The organism is Caldisericum exile AZM16c01, from assembly GCF_000284335.1.
GTDB lineage: Bacteria > Caldisericota > Caldisericia > Caldisericales > Caldisericaceae > Caldisericum > Caldisericum exile.
The window spans coordinates 880,909-897,106 of record NC_017096.1 but is presented as its reverse complement, the minus strand read 5'-3'; the positions used below and the strand labels follow the sequence as shown (position 1 = coordinate 897,106).

The 16,198-nt window shown below is 34.9% G+C and carries 13 protein-coding genes; 5 read left to right on the top strand and 8 right to left on the bottom strand.

The genetic code is table 11. The features are described 5' to 3' along the window. Positions 1–7: 7 nt before the first annotated feature. Genes CSE_RS04405 through CSE_RS04385 form a run of 5 tightly spaced genes read right to left on the bottom strand, consistent with a single transcriptional unit; the run spans position 8 to position 6,672 of the window. Positions 8–1,375 carry a hypothetical protein gene (locus CSE_RS04405; RefSeq protein ID WP_014453439.1) on the bottom strand — a complete coding sequence of 456 codons (1,368 nt, stop codon included), beginning with the start codon at positions 1,373–1,375 and terminating at the stop codon, positions 8–10. After that, entirely contained in the window at positions 1,365–2,795 is a 1,431-nt protein-coding gene (locus CSE_RS04400) for a phosphoglucomutase/phosphomannomutase family protein (protein ID WP_014453438.1), read from the bottom strand. Before CSE_RS04400 ends, CSE_RS04405 begins: the two co-directional genes overlap by 11 nt. After that, positions 2,785–4,212, bottom strand: coding sequence for a glycogen synthase GlgA (gene glgA, locus CSE_RS04395; protein ID WP_014453437.1), 1,428 nt, complete (start codon positions 4,210–4,212; stop codon positions 2,785–2,787). Before glgA ends, CSE_RS04400 begins: the two co-directional genes overlap by 11 nt. Continuing rightward, complete coding sequence (gene galT / locus CSE_RS04390) at positions 4,209–5,222, bottom strand: galactose-1-phosphate uridylyltransferase (protein ID WP_014453436.1); 1,014 nt, start codon at positions 5,220–5,222, stop codon at positions 4,209–4,211. Before galT ends, glgA begins: the two co-directional genes overlap by 4 nt. Before the next feature lie 10 nt (positions 5,223–5,232). Beyond that, positions 5,233–6,672, bottom strand: coding sequence for a glycoside hydrolase (locus tag CSE_RS04385; protein ID WP_014453435.1), 1,440 nt, complete (start codon positions 6,670–6,672; stop codon positions 5,233–5,235). Between the two features lie 102 nt (positions 6,673–6,774). Here CSE_RS04385 and CSE_RS04380 point away from each other — a divergent pair, with 102 nt between their 5' ends. From CSE_RS04380 to allB, 5 genes are read left to right on the top strand one after another with little or no spacing between them, the layout of a single operon-like run. Next, positions 6,775–7,887: an ABC transporter ATP-binding protein gene (locus CSE_RS04380; protein WP_014453434.1), complete on the top strand. Its 1,113-nt coding sequence runs from the start codon at positions 6,775–6,777 to the stop codon at positions 7,885–7,887. Further along, positions 7,887–8,165: a DUF503 domain-containing protein gene (locus tag CSE_RS04375; protein ID WP_014453433.1), complete on the top strand. Its 279-nt coding sequence runs from the start codon at positions 7,887–7,889 to the stop codon at positions 8,163–8,165. Before CSE_RS04380 ends, CSE_RS04375 begins: the two co-directional genes overlap by 1 nt. 13 nt (positions 8,166–8,178) lie before the next feature. After that, the gene (ssnA, locus tag CSE_RS04370; RefSeq protein ID WP_014453432.1) at positions 8,179–9,504 is read left to right on the top strand and encodes a putative aminohydrolase SsnA; all 1,326 of its coding nucleotides are present in this window, start codon (positions 8,179–8,181) and stop codon (positions 9,502–9,504) included. Positions 9,505–9,506: 2 nt separating this feature from the next. Then, positions 9,507–11,234 (top strand): adenine deaminase, encoded by a 1,728-nt coding sequence (ade, locus tag CSE_RS04365; RefSeq protein ID WP_014453431.1) that lies wholly within the window; start codon positions 9,507–9,509, stop codon positions 11,232–11,234. A gap of 9 nt (positions 11,235–11,243) precedes the next feature. Next, the gene (allB, locus tag CSE_RS04360) at positions 11,244–12,620 is read left to right on the top strand and encodes an allantoinase AllB (protein ID WP_014453430.1); all 1,377 of its coding nucleotides are present in this window, start codon (positions 11,244–11,246) and stop codon (positions 12,618–12,620) included. 44 nt (positions 12,621–12,664) lie between these two features. Here allB and CSE_RS04355 read toward each other — a convergent pair whose 3' ends face one another. Genes CSE_RS04355 through CSE_RS04345 form a run of 3 tightly spaced genes read right to left on the bottom strand, consistent with a single transcriptional unit; the run spans position 12,665 to position 16,194 of the window. Continuing rightward, on the bottom strand, positions 12,665–13,585 hold the full coding sequence (locus CSE_RS04355) for an ABC transporter permease (protein WP_014453429.1): 921 nt from the start codon (positions 13,583–13,585) through the stop codon (positions 12,665–12,667). Positions 13,586–13,589: 4 nt separating this feature from the next. Further along, the gene (locus tag CSE_RS04350) at positions 13,590–14,657 is read right to left on the bottom strand and encodes an ABC transporter permease (protein ID WP_014453428.1); all 1,068 of its coding nucleotides are present in this window, start codon (positions 14,655–14,657) and stop codon (positions 13,590–13,592) included. Then, positions 14,641–16,194: an ABC transporter ATP-binding protein gene (locus CSE_RS04345; protein WP_014453427.1), complete on the bottom strand. Its 1,554-nt coding sequence runs from the start codon at positions 16,192–16,194 to the stop codon at positions 14,641–14,643. The genes CSE_RS04350 and CSE_RS04345 overlap by 17 nt, the downstream gene beginning before the upstream one ends. Positions 16,195–16,198 lie beyond the last annotated feature (4 nt).

Sequence of the window (16,198 nt, the reverse complement as noted above, 5' to 3'; positions counted from 1 at the left end):
TATCTCCTTAATCAAGGATTAGTTTATCAACATTTCCTAATTTTTCAAGAGTTTTAAGGTATTCAGAGTAATTTTTATCTCCCATCAAGGCGTGTGTAAATTTTTTACCAATTTCAACAGATGGTTGATCAATTGGATTTATATTTAGAATCTCTCCCAAAGCAAGCACTTCGAGTTCTAAAAAGTAAATTAATTCACCCAAGGTTTCTTCGTTTATTTTTTCGATTTCTATCGAAACGTTTGGTCTACCGTTCTGAGTTAAGGCCATCTTGGTTGCAATATATTCGTTTAATAGTAATTCTGAATAATATTTTCCACTTAAGAAGTTAATTTCATCGTGTTCTAAGCTTTTCTTAATTTCTATGTCTTTTCTAAATTTGTTTGGTGCAACGAAAATAATTAACTTGTCATACGGACCTTCCATGAAAAGTTGGAGTGTTGAATGCTGATGGTACGGTCCCCTTGCGACAACAGGTGTAATACCTGAATGAATTTCTTGTCCATCTCTTGTAAACTTTTTACCAATGCTTTCTGCAAGGAGTTGTTCATAAAACTTGCCTAAATATTCAAGACCGTCAGAATATGAGAACAAAACGTTTATGTTAACACCCTTTTCTCTAAAAAATTTGTATTGAATCAAAGCAAAAACCATCGCACTATCTTCAATTGGTTTCTTAGACAAAAATTTTTCTTTCCTTTTTTTTGCAGAAAGTAAGAGTTTTTCAATATTAACATCCTCAAACGCAGCAGAAAATAGGCCAACATGCGATAAAACAGAATATCTACCGCCCACTTTCGGATGAATAGGATATGTCTTAATCGCAAGTTCCTCTGAAAGTTTCCTTAGAAAGCCTTTTTCCGGGTCAGTTGTGAAAAGAAAATGGTCTTTCGGATTGAGCCCCTCTTTCTTAAAAAGGTCGATCAGTAAAAGTAAATTTAACAATGTCTCACTTGTTGACCCAGATTTTGTTATGATATTGAAAAACGTTTTCTTAAGGTCAAGACTTCTAAGAAGTGTAATATTTGTCTCTGGATCAATATTATCGATGAAATAGATTTTCTTAGATTTTTCTAAATTTGAATATACACCGTTAATTGAATAATGAAGAAGTTCATTACCGAGAATTGAGCCACCCATTCCAATTACTACAAGATTGTCGAATCTTTCTTTTATATTTGAAGCGTAGTCTTTAATTTCACGAACCTCATTGAGCATTGCATCTGGAAGATTTAGGGGATAGTAGTCATCATTAATTCGTGACAGTATTCTATTTTTAACGGTTTTAAGTAAATCTTCTTCTTTTAAAATTTCAGCTTTTTGTATCCCACGAATGCCTATATTTTCACTCAATATATTCGAATAATCAATTTTCACTTAATCCACCTGCCTTGTTAAGAATTTGAATCGCAAAATGCGATAATTTATTTAGTTTTTCTTCTGAATATGCTTCGAGATAAATTCTCATTTTTGGCTCTGTTCCAGAGAGTCTAAAAAGAATCGTGCTTTGATCTTCGAGGGTAATTTGCAAACCATCAAGTTCATTGATATTAGTTACAGCAAGTAGCTCTTTGTTTTGAATGATGTACTCTTTGAGGAGACCCATTAACTTAGACTGTAATTCTTTAGAAAATGAGAAGTCTATCCTTTTATTATGTACCGTGCCGTATCTTTCGAACAAATTGTTCATTAATTGCCTAAGGCTTTTCCCGTAGTGAGAGATTATTTCGAGCACAAGAGTGTCAATTAATATACCGTCTTTTTCTTGAAGCCATCCCTGTAACGAAGCACCACCACTTTCTTCTCCTCCAAAAATTGCTTTTTTCTCAAAAAGTGCTTCTCCTATGTACTTAAAACCAACAGGTGTAACAATTGCTTCAAAACCATGTGCATGGGCGATTCTATCAAGTAGTGTTGTCGTTGAAATTGTTCTAACAACATTCCCTTTAAGTTTTCTTACATCAAGAAGGTAATGGTAAATAATTGATAGGATAATATTTGGGGGAACGAAGCTACCGTCTGAATCTATAAAGCCGAAACGGTCTGCATCGCCATCTGTAGAGATTCCAATATTTGCTTGTTTTTTAAGAACGGCTTCTTGCAAAGGTTTAAGGTTTTCTTCTATCGGTTCTGGATGGAGTTTTCCAAAAAGTGGATCACGCACTCCGTGAATCATTTCAAAATCAGTAATATCTTGAATCAATGGCGGAAGAAATCTTCTTCCTGTTCCGAAAAATGGTTCATAAACAACTCTAAGACGTTTTTCTCTAATTTTTTCAAAGTCGACCATTTTTCGTAAGTTATCAAAGTAGTTTGTTTTATCAAAAATGTGAATTAAACCTTTCGAAACTGCCTCATCAAAGTTAGTTATCTGAATTTTTTCTTTATTTTCTTTTATTTGGTTGGTTATTTCCTCGATTCTCTTTGTTTCTTCTGGAAGAGCAGGTCCACCTGTTTTATTCGAAAATTTAAGGCCATTATACATGTAATCGTTATGAGACGCTGTAATATTAATTCCTCCGTCTGCATTTTTATCTAATATTTCGAAGGCAACGACAGGAGTTGGTATATCGTATTGGGAAAAATAAACTTCAATTCCGTATGCAGCAACAACCGATGCTGAAGTTTTTGCAAAATCCTCAGACATGAAACGTGTATCGTATCCTACAATAATTGATCTTGCACCAATTTCCTTAAGGTAGTAGGCTATACCCGCTGAAGCAAGCCTAACATTTTCAAAAGTAAAGTCGTCTGCAATTATTCCTCTCCAGCCTGATGTACCAAATTTAATTGGCATTTAATAGCTCCTTATAAATCTCTAAATATTTCATTGCTGATTGTTCCCATGAAAAGTTACAGCTCATGCCAATCCTAATTAATTTTAACATTAAATCTTTGTTTTTGAAAATAGAAAGCGCTCTGTTTATTGCTGAAGTTAACTCATCGCTTGAATATTCTTCGAAAGAAAAACCATTTCCACATTGTGTTATATCTGAATAGTTATCAACTGTATCCTTTAATCCACCCACTTCATGGACGATTGGAAGTGTTCCATATCTTAATGCAATCATCTGCCCTAACCCGCAAGGTTCATATTTTGAAGGCATGAGGAAGAAGTCAGATGAAGCATATATCTTATGAGCAAGCGCTTCGTCAAACGTTAAAAATAATTTGAATTTTTCTGGATAAAGGTCTGAAAGTGCCTTTAATTTTTCTTCAAGAGGTTTTTCCCCAGTTCCAAGAATTACTACATTTGCATCTTCTTTCAAAATCTCTTTTAGAGACTCTGAAAGTATATCTAAACCCTTTTGTGATGCAATTCTTGATACCATTCCAAGAAGTGGTGCATCTATACTTTTTAACCCAAGTTCTTTTACGAACTCAATTTTGTTTTCTCTTTTACCCTGTAAATTGTCTAAATCAAACTTTTTATAAATTAGTGTGTCTGTTTGCGGATTCCAAATTTCGTAATCAATACCGTTTAGTATTCCTATAAGATTGTTTTTTCTCGATTTTAAAATTCCTTCCATTCTTTCACCAAACTCCTCAGTAAGAATTTCCTTTGCATAGGTCGGACTTACAGTGCTTATTTTATCAGAGTATACAATGCCTGCCTTCATGAAACTCACTTTTCCATAAAATTCAACGCCATCAATTGAGTAATATTTTTCATCAATTTCTAATAACTTTAAAAAGTCATAGTCAAAATTTCCTTGATATGCAAGGTTGTGAATTGTATAAAGGGTTTTATATGGTAGTTGTTTATCCTTAACAAAAAGAGAAATAAGTCCTGTTTGCCAGTCGTTTAGATGTAGCACATCTACTTTGAGGTTTAAAACCTTTAAAGTTTCAAGAACAGCCTTATCAAAAAATCCGAATCTTAAAGGATTATCGGGATAATCTACCCCTTTTTCCCCGTATAGACTATCTCTGTTAAAATACTCGTTCTGTTCTATTAAGACAGCGATTCCGTTTTTGTAAAATTCAACTACATTTGCAATCCCTTCAACATCTTTTCCATAAATTTTAACTTTGAATGGAATTCTTTTTTCAAATTGTTTGAATAGTTCTTTAGTTTTCTTATAGTAAGGAGTAAACAGGTAAACTGTTTCTCCCATACTTGAAAGCACTTTAAACAATGCTCCTGCAACATCTGCAAGTCCTCCTGTTTTCGAAAATGGCACTGCTTCGCTTGAAACTATTCCTATATTCATGCCTGTTTTTCCTCCTTAGCATTTCTTAAGAATTGTGCTGCCTGTTCTGGAATCATTGGATTAATATAAAAACCTGATCCCCATTCAAACCCAGCAAGTTGTGTAAGCCTCGGGACTATGTGGATATGGAAGTGGTAGTATGAGATATTCAGATTATCAAGGGGTGATGTGTGAATATAGAAATTATAGGGAACATTTGGTACTGCTTTTTCAAGCATTTTCAAAGAATTCTGAAGAATTTCTGCAAGTTTTATAATTTCATTTGCTTTTATCTGTCCAAAGTCTGAAATGTGTTCTTTTGGAAGAATCATTATTTCAAAAGGAACGGCTGCTGCAAATGGAACAATTGAAATAAACTTTTCATTTTCGTCAATCAGTCTTTCCTTCTCTTCAAGTTCTTGCTGAACGATATCGCAGTAAATACATCTTTCCTTATACTGGTAGTATCTTAAGGCCATATCAAGTTCAAGCTTGACAACATCTGGTAAAACAGGCGTTGCAATTAACTGACAATGCGGGTGCTCTAATGATGCGCCTGCCCTTCTTCCTTTGTTCTTAAAGACGAGAATATATTTAAGTCTTACGTCCTTTCTTAAATCAAGCATCCTTTCTCTAAACATCCAAATTACTTTTTCAACTTGGTCAAGTGGAAGAGATTCAAGAGATTTATAATGATCGCCTGATTCAATAATCACTTCATGGGCTCCTATACCATTCATAACATCGTAGATGCCTTTTCCATGACGATTTAGTTCTCCTTCCACCTTTAATGCCGGAAACTTGTTTGGTACTACACGTACATCCCACCCTGGACCATTTGGAAATGATCCATCTTCTCTTATTGCAGTAATTTCAGGGGGGGTCATTGATTCATGTCCGACACAAAATGGACAGTTTTCAGGACCTTTTAAAACCTCTTCTTCGCTTTTAAAATCAGTTGGTCTTAATGCTCTTTCTGTAGCGATAATAACCCATTTTCCTGTTGTTGGATCTCTTCTTAGTTCTGGCATTTAAACCTCCTTATGGGAAACTTTTAATTGGGTAATACAAATATGGTTTGACATCGATTTTATTTTCCAAAAGTGCTTTAATTAAATGTCCTCTAAAAAGATAATCAAAATCAAAGTTAATTTCATTCTTGTGAAAATCACTGTACCACCAGAAGTGATCACTTGCTTGTGCTTTCAAAATGAATTCTTTTGCGGTATCATTGTTGACGAATTTGCGTGTCTCAATTAGGTAAGTCCAAGCAGTATTAGTTTCTTCATCTCCAATCCATGTGTCAAAATGTCCGTTTATCCAAGAGCCAGGTACAAAATAATTAATTTCTTTTATTGGTTCTGCTTCACTTCCAAGAAGAGTTTCCTTTCCACTGAAGGATTTAAATAATTCTTCCATGAAGTTTGCACCATAATTTTCAAAATACTCCCATGGATTTTCTCCATCAAGGATAAGGATAAGATTACCGTTTTTTTCAAGTTCATGTTTCAGGTCGGCTACTGCATCGCTAGGTTTCATTTTATTGTACATAAAGCCAATTTTATCAGAAACAGAATGATTTCTCAGGAATAAGGTAACATCTTTATAGTTGTAAACCCCCTGTCCTAAACCAAGTGATCTTACAAGGGTTTCGTCACTTCCGATCCATTTAATTTTTGAGTTTTTAAATAAGATGACTGTTTCTTCAGATATACTTCCCTCTGCAGGCCACATTCCATTAATTTGTATGTTAAAGGTGTCAAAACCTATACTTAGAGCCTTGTCTATGTGTATTTTTGCATCTTCATATAAATTTGATTGCAAATTAGGGATTTTTGCATCTTTTTTGCTTTTAACTGCAGAATTTAAGTCAAGAAGAAGCGGAATTATTGGATGATAATATGGTGTAACCGTTATTTCAATTTGGTTTCTTTTAATTAATTCCTTGTAAATATCGAAAAGGCTATGTATAATCTTCTTTTCAAGATTGATAAGAACTTCTTTATCTTGTTTTGTAAAATTCATACCTTTATTCCTCAATTCGATTATTTCCTCATCAATTTGAGCGAAAGCAGATAACTTAAAAATAACTTGAAAATCAAGAATTTCTTGGGATGATAATTTTTCTCCTTTAGAAAATTTTTCTTTTAAGTAATCGAAACGCTTGTTTTTAAAAGAATAAGGTGTTTTAAATCTCCTGAATATAAAATTTATTTCACTTTCACTTAAACTTTCAGGTTCTGCATCTTCATAAACTTGGTAAACGTCTTTCTCGCCATCTTGGTATTGTTTTATTTGCTCTATAAGAATTCCTGAAAAATTAATGTTTGCCTTAAACTCACTTTTTAGAAGCATTGATGGAACAGAATAATAGCCATTAAGTGCATGTCTTCTAACCCAAGGTAGAATAATTTTTCCTGTTAAGGAATCTAAATAATCTGGTTGGTGCATGTGAAGCCATAAAAATAGTTTATTTTGCATTTTTAACCTCAATTTATTTTGTATTTTTAATAAAAATATACTATAATAGTATACATAACATTGCATTTATTACAAAATGTAAAAAATAGGAGAGGTGAAACAATGGCTGACGTAAAATTGGTTAACGTTACAAAAAAATTTGGCAACGTAGTCGCAGTTGACAATGTAAACATTGATGTAAAAGATGGAGAATTCTTAGTGCTACTTGGACCTTCGGGATGTGGAAAAACAACCACACTTAGAATTGTTGCAGGACTTGAGGAAGTTACGTCCGGAGAAGTCTATATAGGAGGTAAATTAGTCAATGATATTCCACCGAAGGATCGTGACATTGCAATGGTTTTCCAAAATTATGCTCTTTATCCTCATATGAACGTGTATAGAAATATATCTTTTGGACTTGAATTGAGGAGAGTTCCAAGAGATGTAATTGACAAAAAAGTAAAAGAAGTTGCACAAATGTTAGGTCTTGAGAATCTTCTTGAAAGAAAACCTAAGGAACTTTCAGGTGGTCAGAGACAGAGGGTTGCACTTGCCCGAGCGATTGTAAGAGACCCAAAAGTTTACCTTATGGACGAGCCTCTTTCAAACCTGGATGCAAAACTCAGAGTGCAAACAAGGGGTGAACTTATCAAGTTACATGAGAGACTTGGTGTTACGACAATTTATGTGACGCACGACCAAGTTGAGGCAATGACTCTCGGCGACAGAGTTGTAGTAATGAATAAAGGAAAAGTGCAACAGATAGGGACACCTAAGGAAGTTTTCGATAAGCCAGCAAACAAATTTGTTGCAGGGTTTGTAGGCACACCTCCTATGAATTTCTTTAACGTAACTGTCGAAAAAGAGGGCGAAGACCTTATATTAAAAGGTTCTGATTTTAAACTTAAACTCTTAAAAGATCATGCAAAACTATTGGAATCTGCAAATCTAAGAAGACGTGAAGTTATCCTTGGAATAAGACCAAAAGATATTTTCCCCAAGGAGGAATTGCTCGAGAATATGAAACCTTTTGTTGAACATTTAAAGGCACCAATTGATTTTGTTGAACTTATGGGATCTGAAACTTTCTTACACTTTAAATTGAATGGTACTCTTGCAATCGCACGTGCATCTGCAAACGCAGACTATACGATGGGCGATATTGTTGAGTTATATGTTGATCTAAGAAACATTCACGTTTTTGATAAAGAGACAGAATCTGCCTATTTCTAATGCAGGTTGGTATTTGTAATATTAAGTTTGTAGTTCCTGATTCTTTTTCACTTAAAGATAAAAGGCAAGTAACTCAAAGCCTATTTAAAAAATTACGTAACAATTTTAACGTATCTATTGCAGAAGAAAGTGTTGACTCCTGGAAGGATGTTTATATAACAGTTGTTAGTGTAAACACGGAAAGGTCACATCTTTTTAGCACACTATCAAAGGTAGTGGAATTTATTAAAAGTGAGCCAAGAGTAGTACTTGAGGACTATCACATAGAAATCATATAAGGAGGAGGATTAAATGAAGGTTCTTTACAACGGAAAAATTATAACTTTAGACAAAGACCGACCATATATTGAAAATGGTGCTATCGCAATTGACGATGGTGTAATTTTCGATGTGGGAACAACCCAGCAGATCACTTCTAAGTATAAAGATGCAGAACTATACGACCTTGAAAATAGATATGTAATTCCAGGTTTTATAAACACTCACATGCACCTTTATAGCACTTTTGCACGAGGTTTCGGATTTGGCGGAGCGAGTCCCTATTCATTTAAAGAAATTCTTGAGCAGATTTGGTGGAAACTTGATAAACTCCTAATTTCTGAAGAGGAAATCTATTATAGTGCTTTAATGCCTGCAATTGAAGGACTGAAATCTGGCACGACCACTATTATTGACCATCATGCCTCATTTGGACTTATAGATGGTTCTCTTGATATTGTAGAAAATGCTTTAAGAGATGTCGGTATAAGAGGAGTGCTTGCATTCGAAACCTCAGATCGATGGGGTAAAGAATTATCTGAGCAGTCAATAAGGGAAAATGAAAGATACATTAAAAAGGAAAAAGATAGAGATTTCTTCAATGCGCTTTTTGGATTACACGCTTCCTTTACGCTTTCAGATGAAACACTTGAGAGAGTCTCAAGTATAGCAAACTCTCTAAATGTTGGGTTTCATATTCATGTTGCGGAAGGTATTGAAGATGTAGAAAGCGCCTTAAAAGTTTCAAATAAGAGAACCGTAGAAAGATTGAAAGATTTCGGAATACTTAAAAAAGATACACTCGCAATTCACTGTATTAATATAAATGATGTTGAAATTGATATTTTAAATGAAACTCATACAACTGTTATTCATAATCCAGAGTCTAATATGAACAATGGAGTAGGTGTTGCTCCAATTCTTGAAATGGATAGGAAAGGTATTTTAATAGGACTTGGAACTGATGGTTACACGCCTTCAATGATAGAATCAGTAAAAGTTGCGTATATATTGCCTAAACTTCACTATAAAGACCCGAGAGTAGGAAGTGATCTTGCAAGAAGAATGCTGTTTGAAAATAATGCTTCGGTTGCAAATCGTTTCTTTAATAAAATTGTGGGTGTCATAAAAGAAGGAGCATATGCGGATCTTGTTGTGCTTGACTACAATCCTCCAACTCCGCTAAATGAAGACAATTTCTTCTTCCATCTTATTTTCGGCATTAGGGAAAACTCTGTAAGAGACGTTTTCGTTCATGGTAGGTTATTGGTAAAAGACCAAAAACTTACACACATTGACGAGATTGAGGTATCAAGAAAATCACAAGAAATTGCAAAGAATTTCTGGAGGCGGTTTTAGTCATGGAACTTGATAGAAGAAAACTTTCAAATATTATTGATGTTGCAAGGAGAAGGAAAGCGGCAGATATACTAATTAAGAATGCAAAAATAGTGAATGTATTTAACGAAACAATTGTTGAAGGAAATGTTGCAATCGCTGAAGGAGTAATTGCCGGTATAGGTGGATACGATGAGGCTAACACCGTTTTTGATGTTGATGGTGCTTTTGTTTCCCCTTCTTTTATTGATTCTCATATGCATATTGAAAGCACCATGCTTATACCAACAGAGTTTGCAAAGGCTGTTGTGCCACTTGGGACAACCACTGCAATAGTTGACCCACATGAAATTGCAAATGTTGCTGGAATTCCAGGAATTCAATTTATGATAAATGCTTCAAAGAATTTACCAATGGATATTTATTTTATGCTTTCAAGTTGTGTGCCTGCAACAAATCTTGAAACGTCAGGAGCAACTTTATATGCCGAGGACCTTGCAGTATTAAAAAATCATGAAAAAGTGCTGGGTCTTGCAGAAATGATGAATTATCCTGGAGTTATCAATAAAGACCCAGAGATTTTGGACAAAATTTTGCTTTTTAGAAATGGAGTTATAGATGGACACTCTCCAACCCTTTCAGGATATGATTTAAATGCTTATCTTTCAGCCGGTATACTTGCAGATCACGAGTGCACAACCAAAGAGGAAGCGCTTGAAAAATTATCTAAAGGTATGTGGATAATGATGCGTGAAGGATCGGTTACAAGAGATGCAAAAAACTTGCTCCCAGTTTTAAATGATAGCACGAAACACCGTTTCTTACTTTGCACTGACGATAAACATCCCGAGGATCTTATTTCAGAAGGACACATAAACTTTGCAATTAGACTTCTTGTAGAAAATGGAATACCTTTGCCTACTGCTGTTAGACTTGCCACTCTTAACCCATCACTTTTCTTTGGATTTAGAAGAAAAGGTGGTATTGCCCCTGGCTATATTGCGGATATTGTTGTTTTTGAGAGTTTGAAAAAAATGGATCTTGTGTTCAAGGATGGACAACTTGTTGCGAAGGACGGAGTTCCTCTTTTCGATGTTGAAGAGCCACGTCACGATGATGCTGTAAAGAACACAATAAACCTCAAGACTGCAACATTTGAGAAATTAAAAGTTCCCGTAAAAGGTAAAAAAATTAGGGTAATAGGATTGCGAAATGATTCAATAGTTACGGATGAACTTGTAGTAGAACCAAAGATAGTTAACGGGTTTGTTGTATCTGATACTGTGAACGACATAATAAAAATTGCTGTTTTTGAAAGACACAAAGCAACGGGGAAAGTTGCGGTTGGATTTATCCATGGGCTTGGTCTCAAAAATGGTGCTTTTGCAACATCAATTGCTCATGATTCTCACAACATAATTGTTGCAGGGGAAAATGATAAAGATATGCTACTTTCGGTAAGTCAATTAGAGGCTATGGGTGGTGGAATTGCTCTTGCAAAAAATGGGGTTGTACTTGATTATCTTGCTTTACCTTATGGTGGGCTCATGACTAATAGATCAGTATACGAAGTTGCAGAAATATTAAAAAGGTTACATAAAGTTGCACATGAAAGCCTTGGCGTGACCTATCCTGATCCATTTATGGCTCTTGCGTTTATGCACCTTGCGGTTATTCCAAAACTTAAAATTACGGATTCTGGTCTTGTAGATGTGGAGAAATTTAGTTTTGTTGATCTGTTTGTTGAATAGGAGGATAGTGTGTTTCTAAAAAATGCAAACATTGTTACAAATGGAAATAATCTTAGAAGAGTTAATATTTTTATTGAAGATGGAAAAATAAAGGACATTTTCGAAGGCAATCTTTCCGACAATGTAAATGATAGTGAAACAATAGATTGTACAAACTATATTGTGTTTCCTGGTTTTATCGATGCACATGTTCATTTTGATGACCCTGGATATACTGAAAGAGAGGATTTTTTTACAGGCACTCAAAGTGCCGCAAAAGGTGGAGTAACTACAGTAATAGATATGCCCTGCACTTCAATTCCTGAAGTTACAACAAAGGAAAACCTTTTATACAAACTTGAAATAGTTTCTAAGAAGGCATTTGTAGATTTTGCTTTTTGGGGTGGAGTTACCCCAATGCAACTACACTCGGGCGAGTATAAAAAGACAATCAAAGATTTAAAGAAGGAAGGTGTTGTTGGCCTTAAACTTTATACAATTTCAGGAATGAAGACATACCCAAGAGTTAATACCGAAGAGATGGCATCTATTTTCGAGTATATAAAAGAATTAGGGCTTGTTGCAGGAATTCACGCTGAAGATTTTGAACTTGTTGACTACTTTTCAAGAAGGGAACAGAATTTAAATCATATCTCCCCTTTGGCGTGGACTAAAGGAAGAAATTATGAAGCAGAGGCTGTTGCAATTTTGAGAAGTATAGCGCTTGCAAGAGAATTTAAAAACAAAGTTCATATAGTTCATCTTTCAACTAAACTTGGCCTTATGATGATAGAAATGGCAAAAAGTGATGGTGTAGATATTACAGCCGAGACGTGTCCACATTATCTTATATTTAATGAGGAGGATCTCAATAGGATTGGTGCAATTCTAAAAACAGCGCCGCCTGTTCGTAAAAAAGAGGATTCTGAATATCTTTGGAACGGACTTAAAACTGGAAGTATAGATTTTATAACAACTGATCATGCAGGCGGCGTTTATCCTGAAGAAAAGAGTAGAGAAAGTATTTGGGATAACTATGCAGGAATTCCTGGTGTTCAAACACGTTTCTATATGTTGTTTACGTTTGGCTACTCGAAGGGTCGGCTTACACTTGAAGATTTAAAGCGCGTTCTTTCGGAAAATGTAGCAAAGAGGTTTGGTTTGAAAAACAAGGGACGAATAGAAGTTGGTTTTGATGCAGATTTCGTGCTTGTTAATCCTTTCCAGGATTTTAAGTTTAATGCAAAAGAAGATCTTCTTTGTAAGAATAAATACTCTCCGTTTGACGGTTTCACATTCAATGGCATTATCGAAAAAACGATTCTTAGAGGAAAAGTTGTTTATGATAAGAAAGAGGGAATACTTGCAAATCAAGGATTTGGAAAGTTCATCAAAAGTGAATATTGATATAAGTTTATTCAGTTAATAAATGGGGGCGAAAGCCCCCTATTTTATTTTTCACCTTTAACAAAAGGTTCACCCAAGGCGTTAGGTGCTCCTAAATGTTTTCTAATTACTTCTCTTGCAGTTATAAGAAGTATTATAATTGTGACAATATATGGTGTCATTTTGAGAATCGGTACAGGTATCCCAAGAGGTTGCAAAATGTACTGTAAAACATCAACACCACCAAAAATATACGCTCCAAGAATTGCACGCAATGGATTCCATTGAGCAAAAATTGTAAGTGCAATAACAATCCACCCACGTCCGCCAGTCATTCCTTCAATCCAGTTTGGCATATATGCAAGTGTAAGATATGCACCTGCAAAACCCGCAAAACAGCCACCGATAAACGTAGAGATATATCTAATTAGGCCAACATTAACTCCAAGTGCATCTGCTGCTTTTGGATTTTCTCCAACTGACCTTATGTTTATTCCCCAGCGTGTTTTAAAAAGTAAGAACCAAAAGAAAACAGCTAATATAATGCCAATGTAAAAAAGAGGGTCTCTATTAAATAGTATAGGTCCAATAAAAGGAATATTGGATAATCCCGGAATGGCTATTTCAGAAAATTTAGAAGGAAGAGCAACACCAATGTAACTTTTACCAAGCATACCCGCTAATCCTGATCCAATCATCGCAATGGCAAGACCAGATAAAGTTTGATTTCCCTTAATAGTTATTGAAACAAACGCATGAATAAGAGATAGAACTCCTCCTGCTAAAATGCCTGCAACTACACCGATAACTGGATTTTTTGTTACATAAGTGATGCTAAAGCCAACAATTGCACCTAATGCCATCATTCCTTCTATACCGAGGTTTAGGATTCCAGATCGTTCAGCAAGAATTTCTCCTACTGTTCCTAGAAGAAGTGGAGTTCCTGCAACCATTGTTCTTTGAAGAATTGAAATAATTAGGTTCATATTATCACCTTCTAATTTTAATTTTATATTCAGTAAAGAAATTGCCAACCATTACAAATATCAATATAAACCCGTTAAATGCATTGATTGTAGAAAAAGGAAAACCGAGAGATGTCTGTATTATATCTCCACCGACTAAAATTCCGCCAAAGAAAAATGCAGAAATTATTGCAAGAATCGGATTAAGTTGCGCAAGCCATGCGACAATTATGGCTGTATACCCATATCCAGAGGAAACCTGCGAAGGATAAGTTAGGTGTTTATGAATGCCTGCAACCTCTCCAACACCTGCAATTCCTGCAAGCCCACCTGAAATTAACATCATTATTATTGTTATCTTTACAAAGTTTATGCCAGAATACTTTGCTGCATGTGGATTTTCTCCTGTAACTTTTATCTCAAATCCGTATTTAGTTTTTTCTATAAAAAAGTAAATTAAAATCGCAGAGATCAATGCAACTATTAAGGTCACATAACTTATTCTTGTTCCTGGAATCTGTGCTAATGTTGCACTTGAAGGGAAGTTGTCTGTGTAGGGAAATCCATACTGAGTTTTACCTTTCCAAGGACCGTATACCAAATACTCAACAAAGTCCTCTGCTATATAGTTAAACATAAGAGTTATTATGATTTCATTAATGCCTAATTTAACTTTCATAAGCGCCGGTATAAGTCCGTATAATGCACCACCTATAAACCCTACAAGGAACATAAGAAGAAGTGTTGGAATTGTTGAGTTGGTTGGACCAAAATTCAATGCTACCCAAGTCGATAATGTTGCCCCAATTAGAAGTTGACCGTTTGCACCAATATTCCAGAATTTACCTTTAAAGGCTACAATTAGTCCTTCTGCAATAAGTAGTAACGGTATAGCCTTGGTTATCGTTTCCTTAATGCCATAAAGAGATCCGAAAGAACCTTGAAAGATTTTATAAAAAGCGTAGAATGGATTTACCCCTCTAAAGAGAAATATAAAACTTGAGACTATTACCGCGAAGAATATTGATGAAATATATATTGCAGTTGAGAAATTTTTTGATACATATCCTCTTTTTTCAATTGAGATGTGCATTATTCTCCTCCTGCTTCCTCAGTGACCCAGCCATCATCAAACCGATTTCTTCAATTGAAACTTTTTTAGGATCAACTATACCCATAAATTCTCCCATAAACATAACTGCAATTCTATCGCTTAGTTGTAGGATTTCTTCTAAATCTTCTGATACAAGAAGTATTGCTGAGCCTTCTTTTCTTTTCTTCAACAATAATTTTCGTATATATTCAGTTGCTGCGATGTCAAGACCGTAAGTTGGATGTGCTGCAACAATGAAGTCTGACTTTGTGGTGGTTTCGCGAGCAAGAATTAATTTTTGTATGTTTCCACCAGATAAAAGTTTTGTTTTGGTTTCGATAGAAGGCGTTGCAATAGAAAAATCTTTTACCAGTTTTATTGCAAAATCTTTAATTGATTTGTAGTTTAAAATGCCTTTATTCGAAAATGGTTCTTTATAATAATCTCTTAGAACTGCATTTTCGTAAACTGGAAGGTTAGGTACAATTCCGTATTTAATTCTTTCTTCTGGAATATGAGCAACTCCCATTTCACCGATTTCTCTTGCCCCACTATTTTGTATTTCTTTGCCATTTATAATGATCTTTCCTTTTTCTACGTGTCTAAGGCCCGTAAGCGCCTCAACGAGCTCTTTTTGCCCATTTCCTGAAACACCTGCAATTCCTAAAATTTCACCCGAACGCACCTCAAAGGACAAATTCTTAACAGCTTTTATTCCTTTATCGCTTAAAACTTCAAGATTTTCAACTTTAACAATAACTTTCCCTTGAGGGACTACTTCCTTCTCAAAATTGAAAATAATTTCTCTTCCAACCATCATTTTTGCAAGTTCTTCTTTTGTTGCATGCTTTGTTGTGGTGGTGCCAACTACTTTACCTTGTCGCAAAACTGTTACTATCCCACCTAGTTCGTAGACTTCCTCAAGCTTATGTGTAATGAAAATTACCGAATGTCCTTGGTTAACAAGTTTTTTAATTGTTTTAAAAAGTTCGCCTGCTTCTTGTGGTGTTAACACTGATGTGGGTTCATCAAGTATCAAAAGTTTTGCACCACGCATTAATGCTTTTAAAATTTCTACTCTCTGTTGCTCTCCTGCTGAAAGTTGCCAGATTTTTGCATCAGGATTTACATGTAAACCAATTTCGCTACTATATCTTTCTATTTCTTTTGCAATATCCTTTGTTGGATTAAAAAATTTTGCTTCTTTAAGTCCAAGGGCAACATTTTCAGCGACTGAATGATTCTCGACGAGCATAAAGTGTTGGTGAACCATTCCAATTCCATAGTTCATTGCTGTTCGTGGGGAGTCAATAAAAACTTTTTTTCCGTTTATAAATATTTCTCCTTCATCAGGTTGATAAATTCCGTAAATAATGTTCATAAGTGTTGTCTTTCCTGCACCATTTTCTCCTAAAAGCGCATGTATTTCTCCTGCATTAATTTTTAAAGAGATTCCGTTGTTTGCAACAACTCCTGGAAATTCTTTATATATATCTTTTAGTTCGATTGACTTGAATTCAATTTCTTTTCCATCCAAGGTT

What these genes read in the sequence shown, in the direction of transcription:
- CSE_RS04350 (WP_014453428.1), bottom strand. Translation starts at nt 14,657, where the DNA reads ATGCACATCTCAATTGAAAAAAGAGGATATGTATCAAAAAATTTCTCA.
- CSE_RS04385 (WP_014453435.1), bottom strand. Translation starts at nt 6,672, where the DNA reads ATGCAAAATAAACTATTTTTATGGCTTCACATGCACCAACCAGATTAT.
- glgA (WP_014453437.1), bottom strand. Translation starts at nt 4,212, where the DNA reads ATGAATATAGGAATAGTTTCAAGCGAAGCAGTGCCATTTTCGAAAACA.
- ade (WP_014453431.1), top strand. Translation starts at nt 9,507, where the DNA reads ATGGAACTTGATAGAAGAAAACTTTCAAATATTATTGATGTTGCAAGG.
- CSE_RS04380 (WP_014453434.1), top strand. Translation starts at nt 6,775, where the DNA reads ATGGCTGACGTAAAATTGGTTAACGTTACAAAAAAATTTGGCAACGTA.
- CSE_RS04400 (WP_014453438.1), bottom strand. Translation starts at nt 2,795, where the DNA reads ATGCCAATTAAATTTGGTACATCAGGCTGGAGAGGAATAATTGCAGAC.
- ssnA (WP_014453432.1), top strand. Translation starts at nt 8,179, where the DNA reads ATGAAGGTTCTTTACAACGGAAAAATTATAACTTTAGACAAAGACCGA.
- CSE_RS04375 (WP_014453433.1), top strand. Translation starts at nt 7,887, where the DNA reads ATGCAGGTTGGTATTTGTAATATTAAGTTTGTAGTTCCTGATTCTTTT.
- CSE_RS04355 (WP_014453429.1), bottom strand. Translation starts at nt 13,585, where the DNA reads ATGAACCTAATTATTTCAATTCTTCAAAGAACAATGGTTGCAGGAACT.
- galT (WP_014453436.1), bottom strand. Translation starts at nt 5,222, where the DNA reads ATGCCAGAACTAAGAAGAGATCCAACAACAGGAAAATGGGTTATTATC.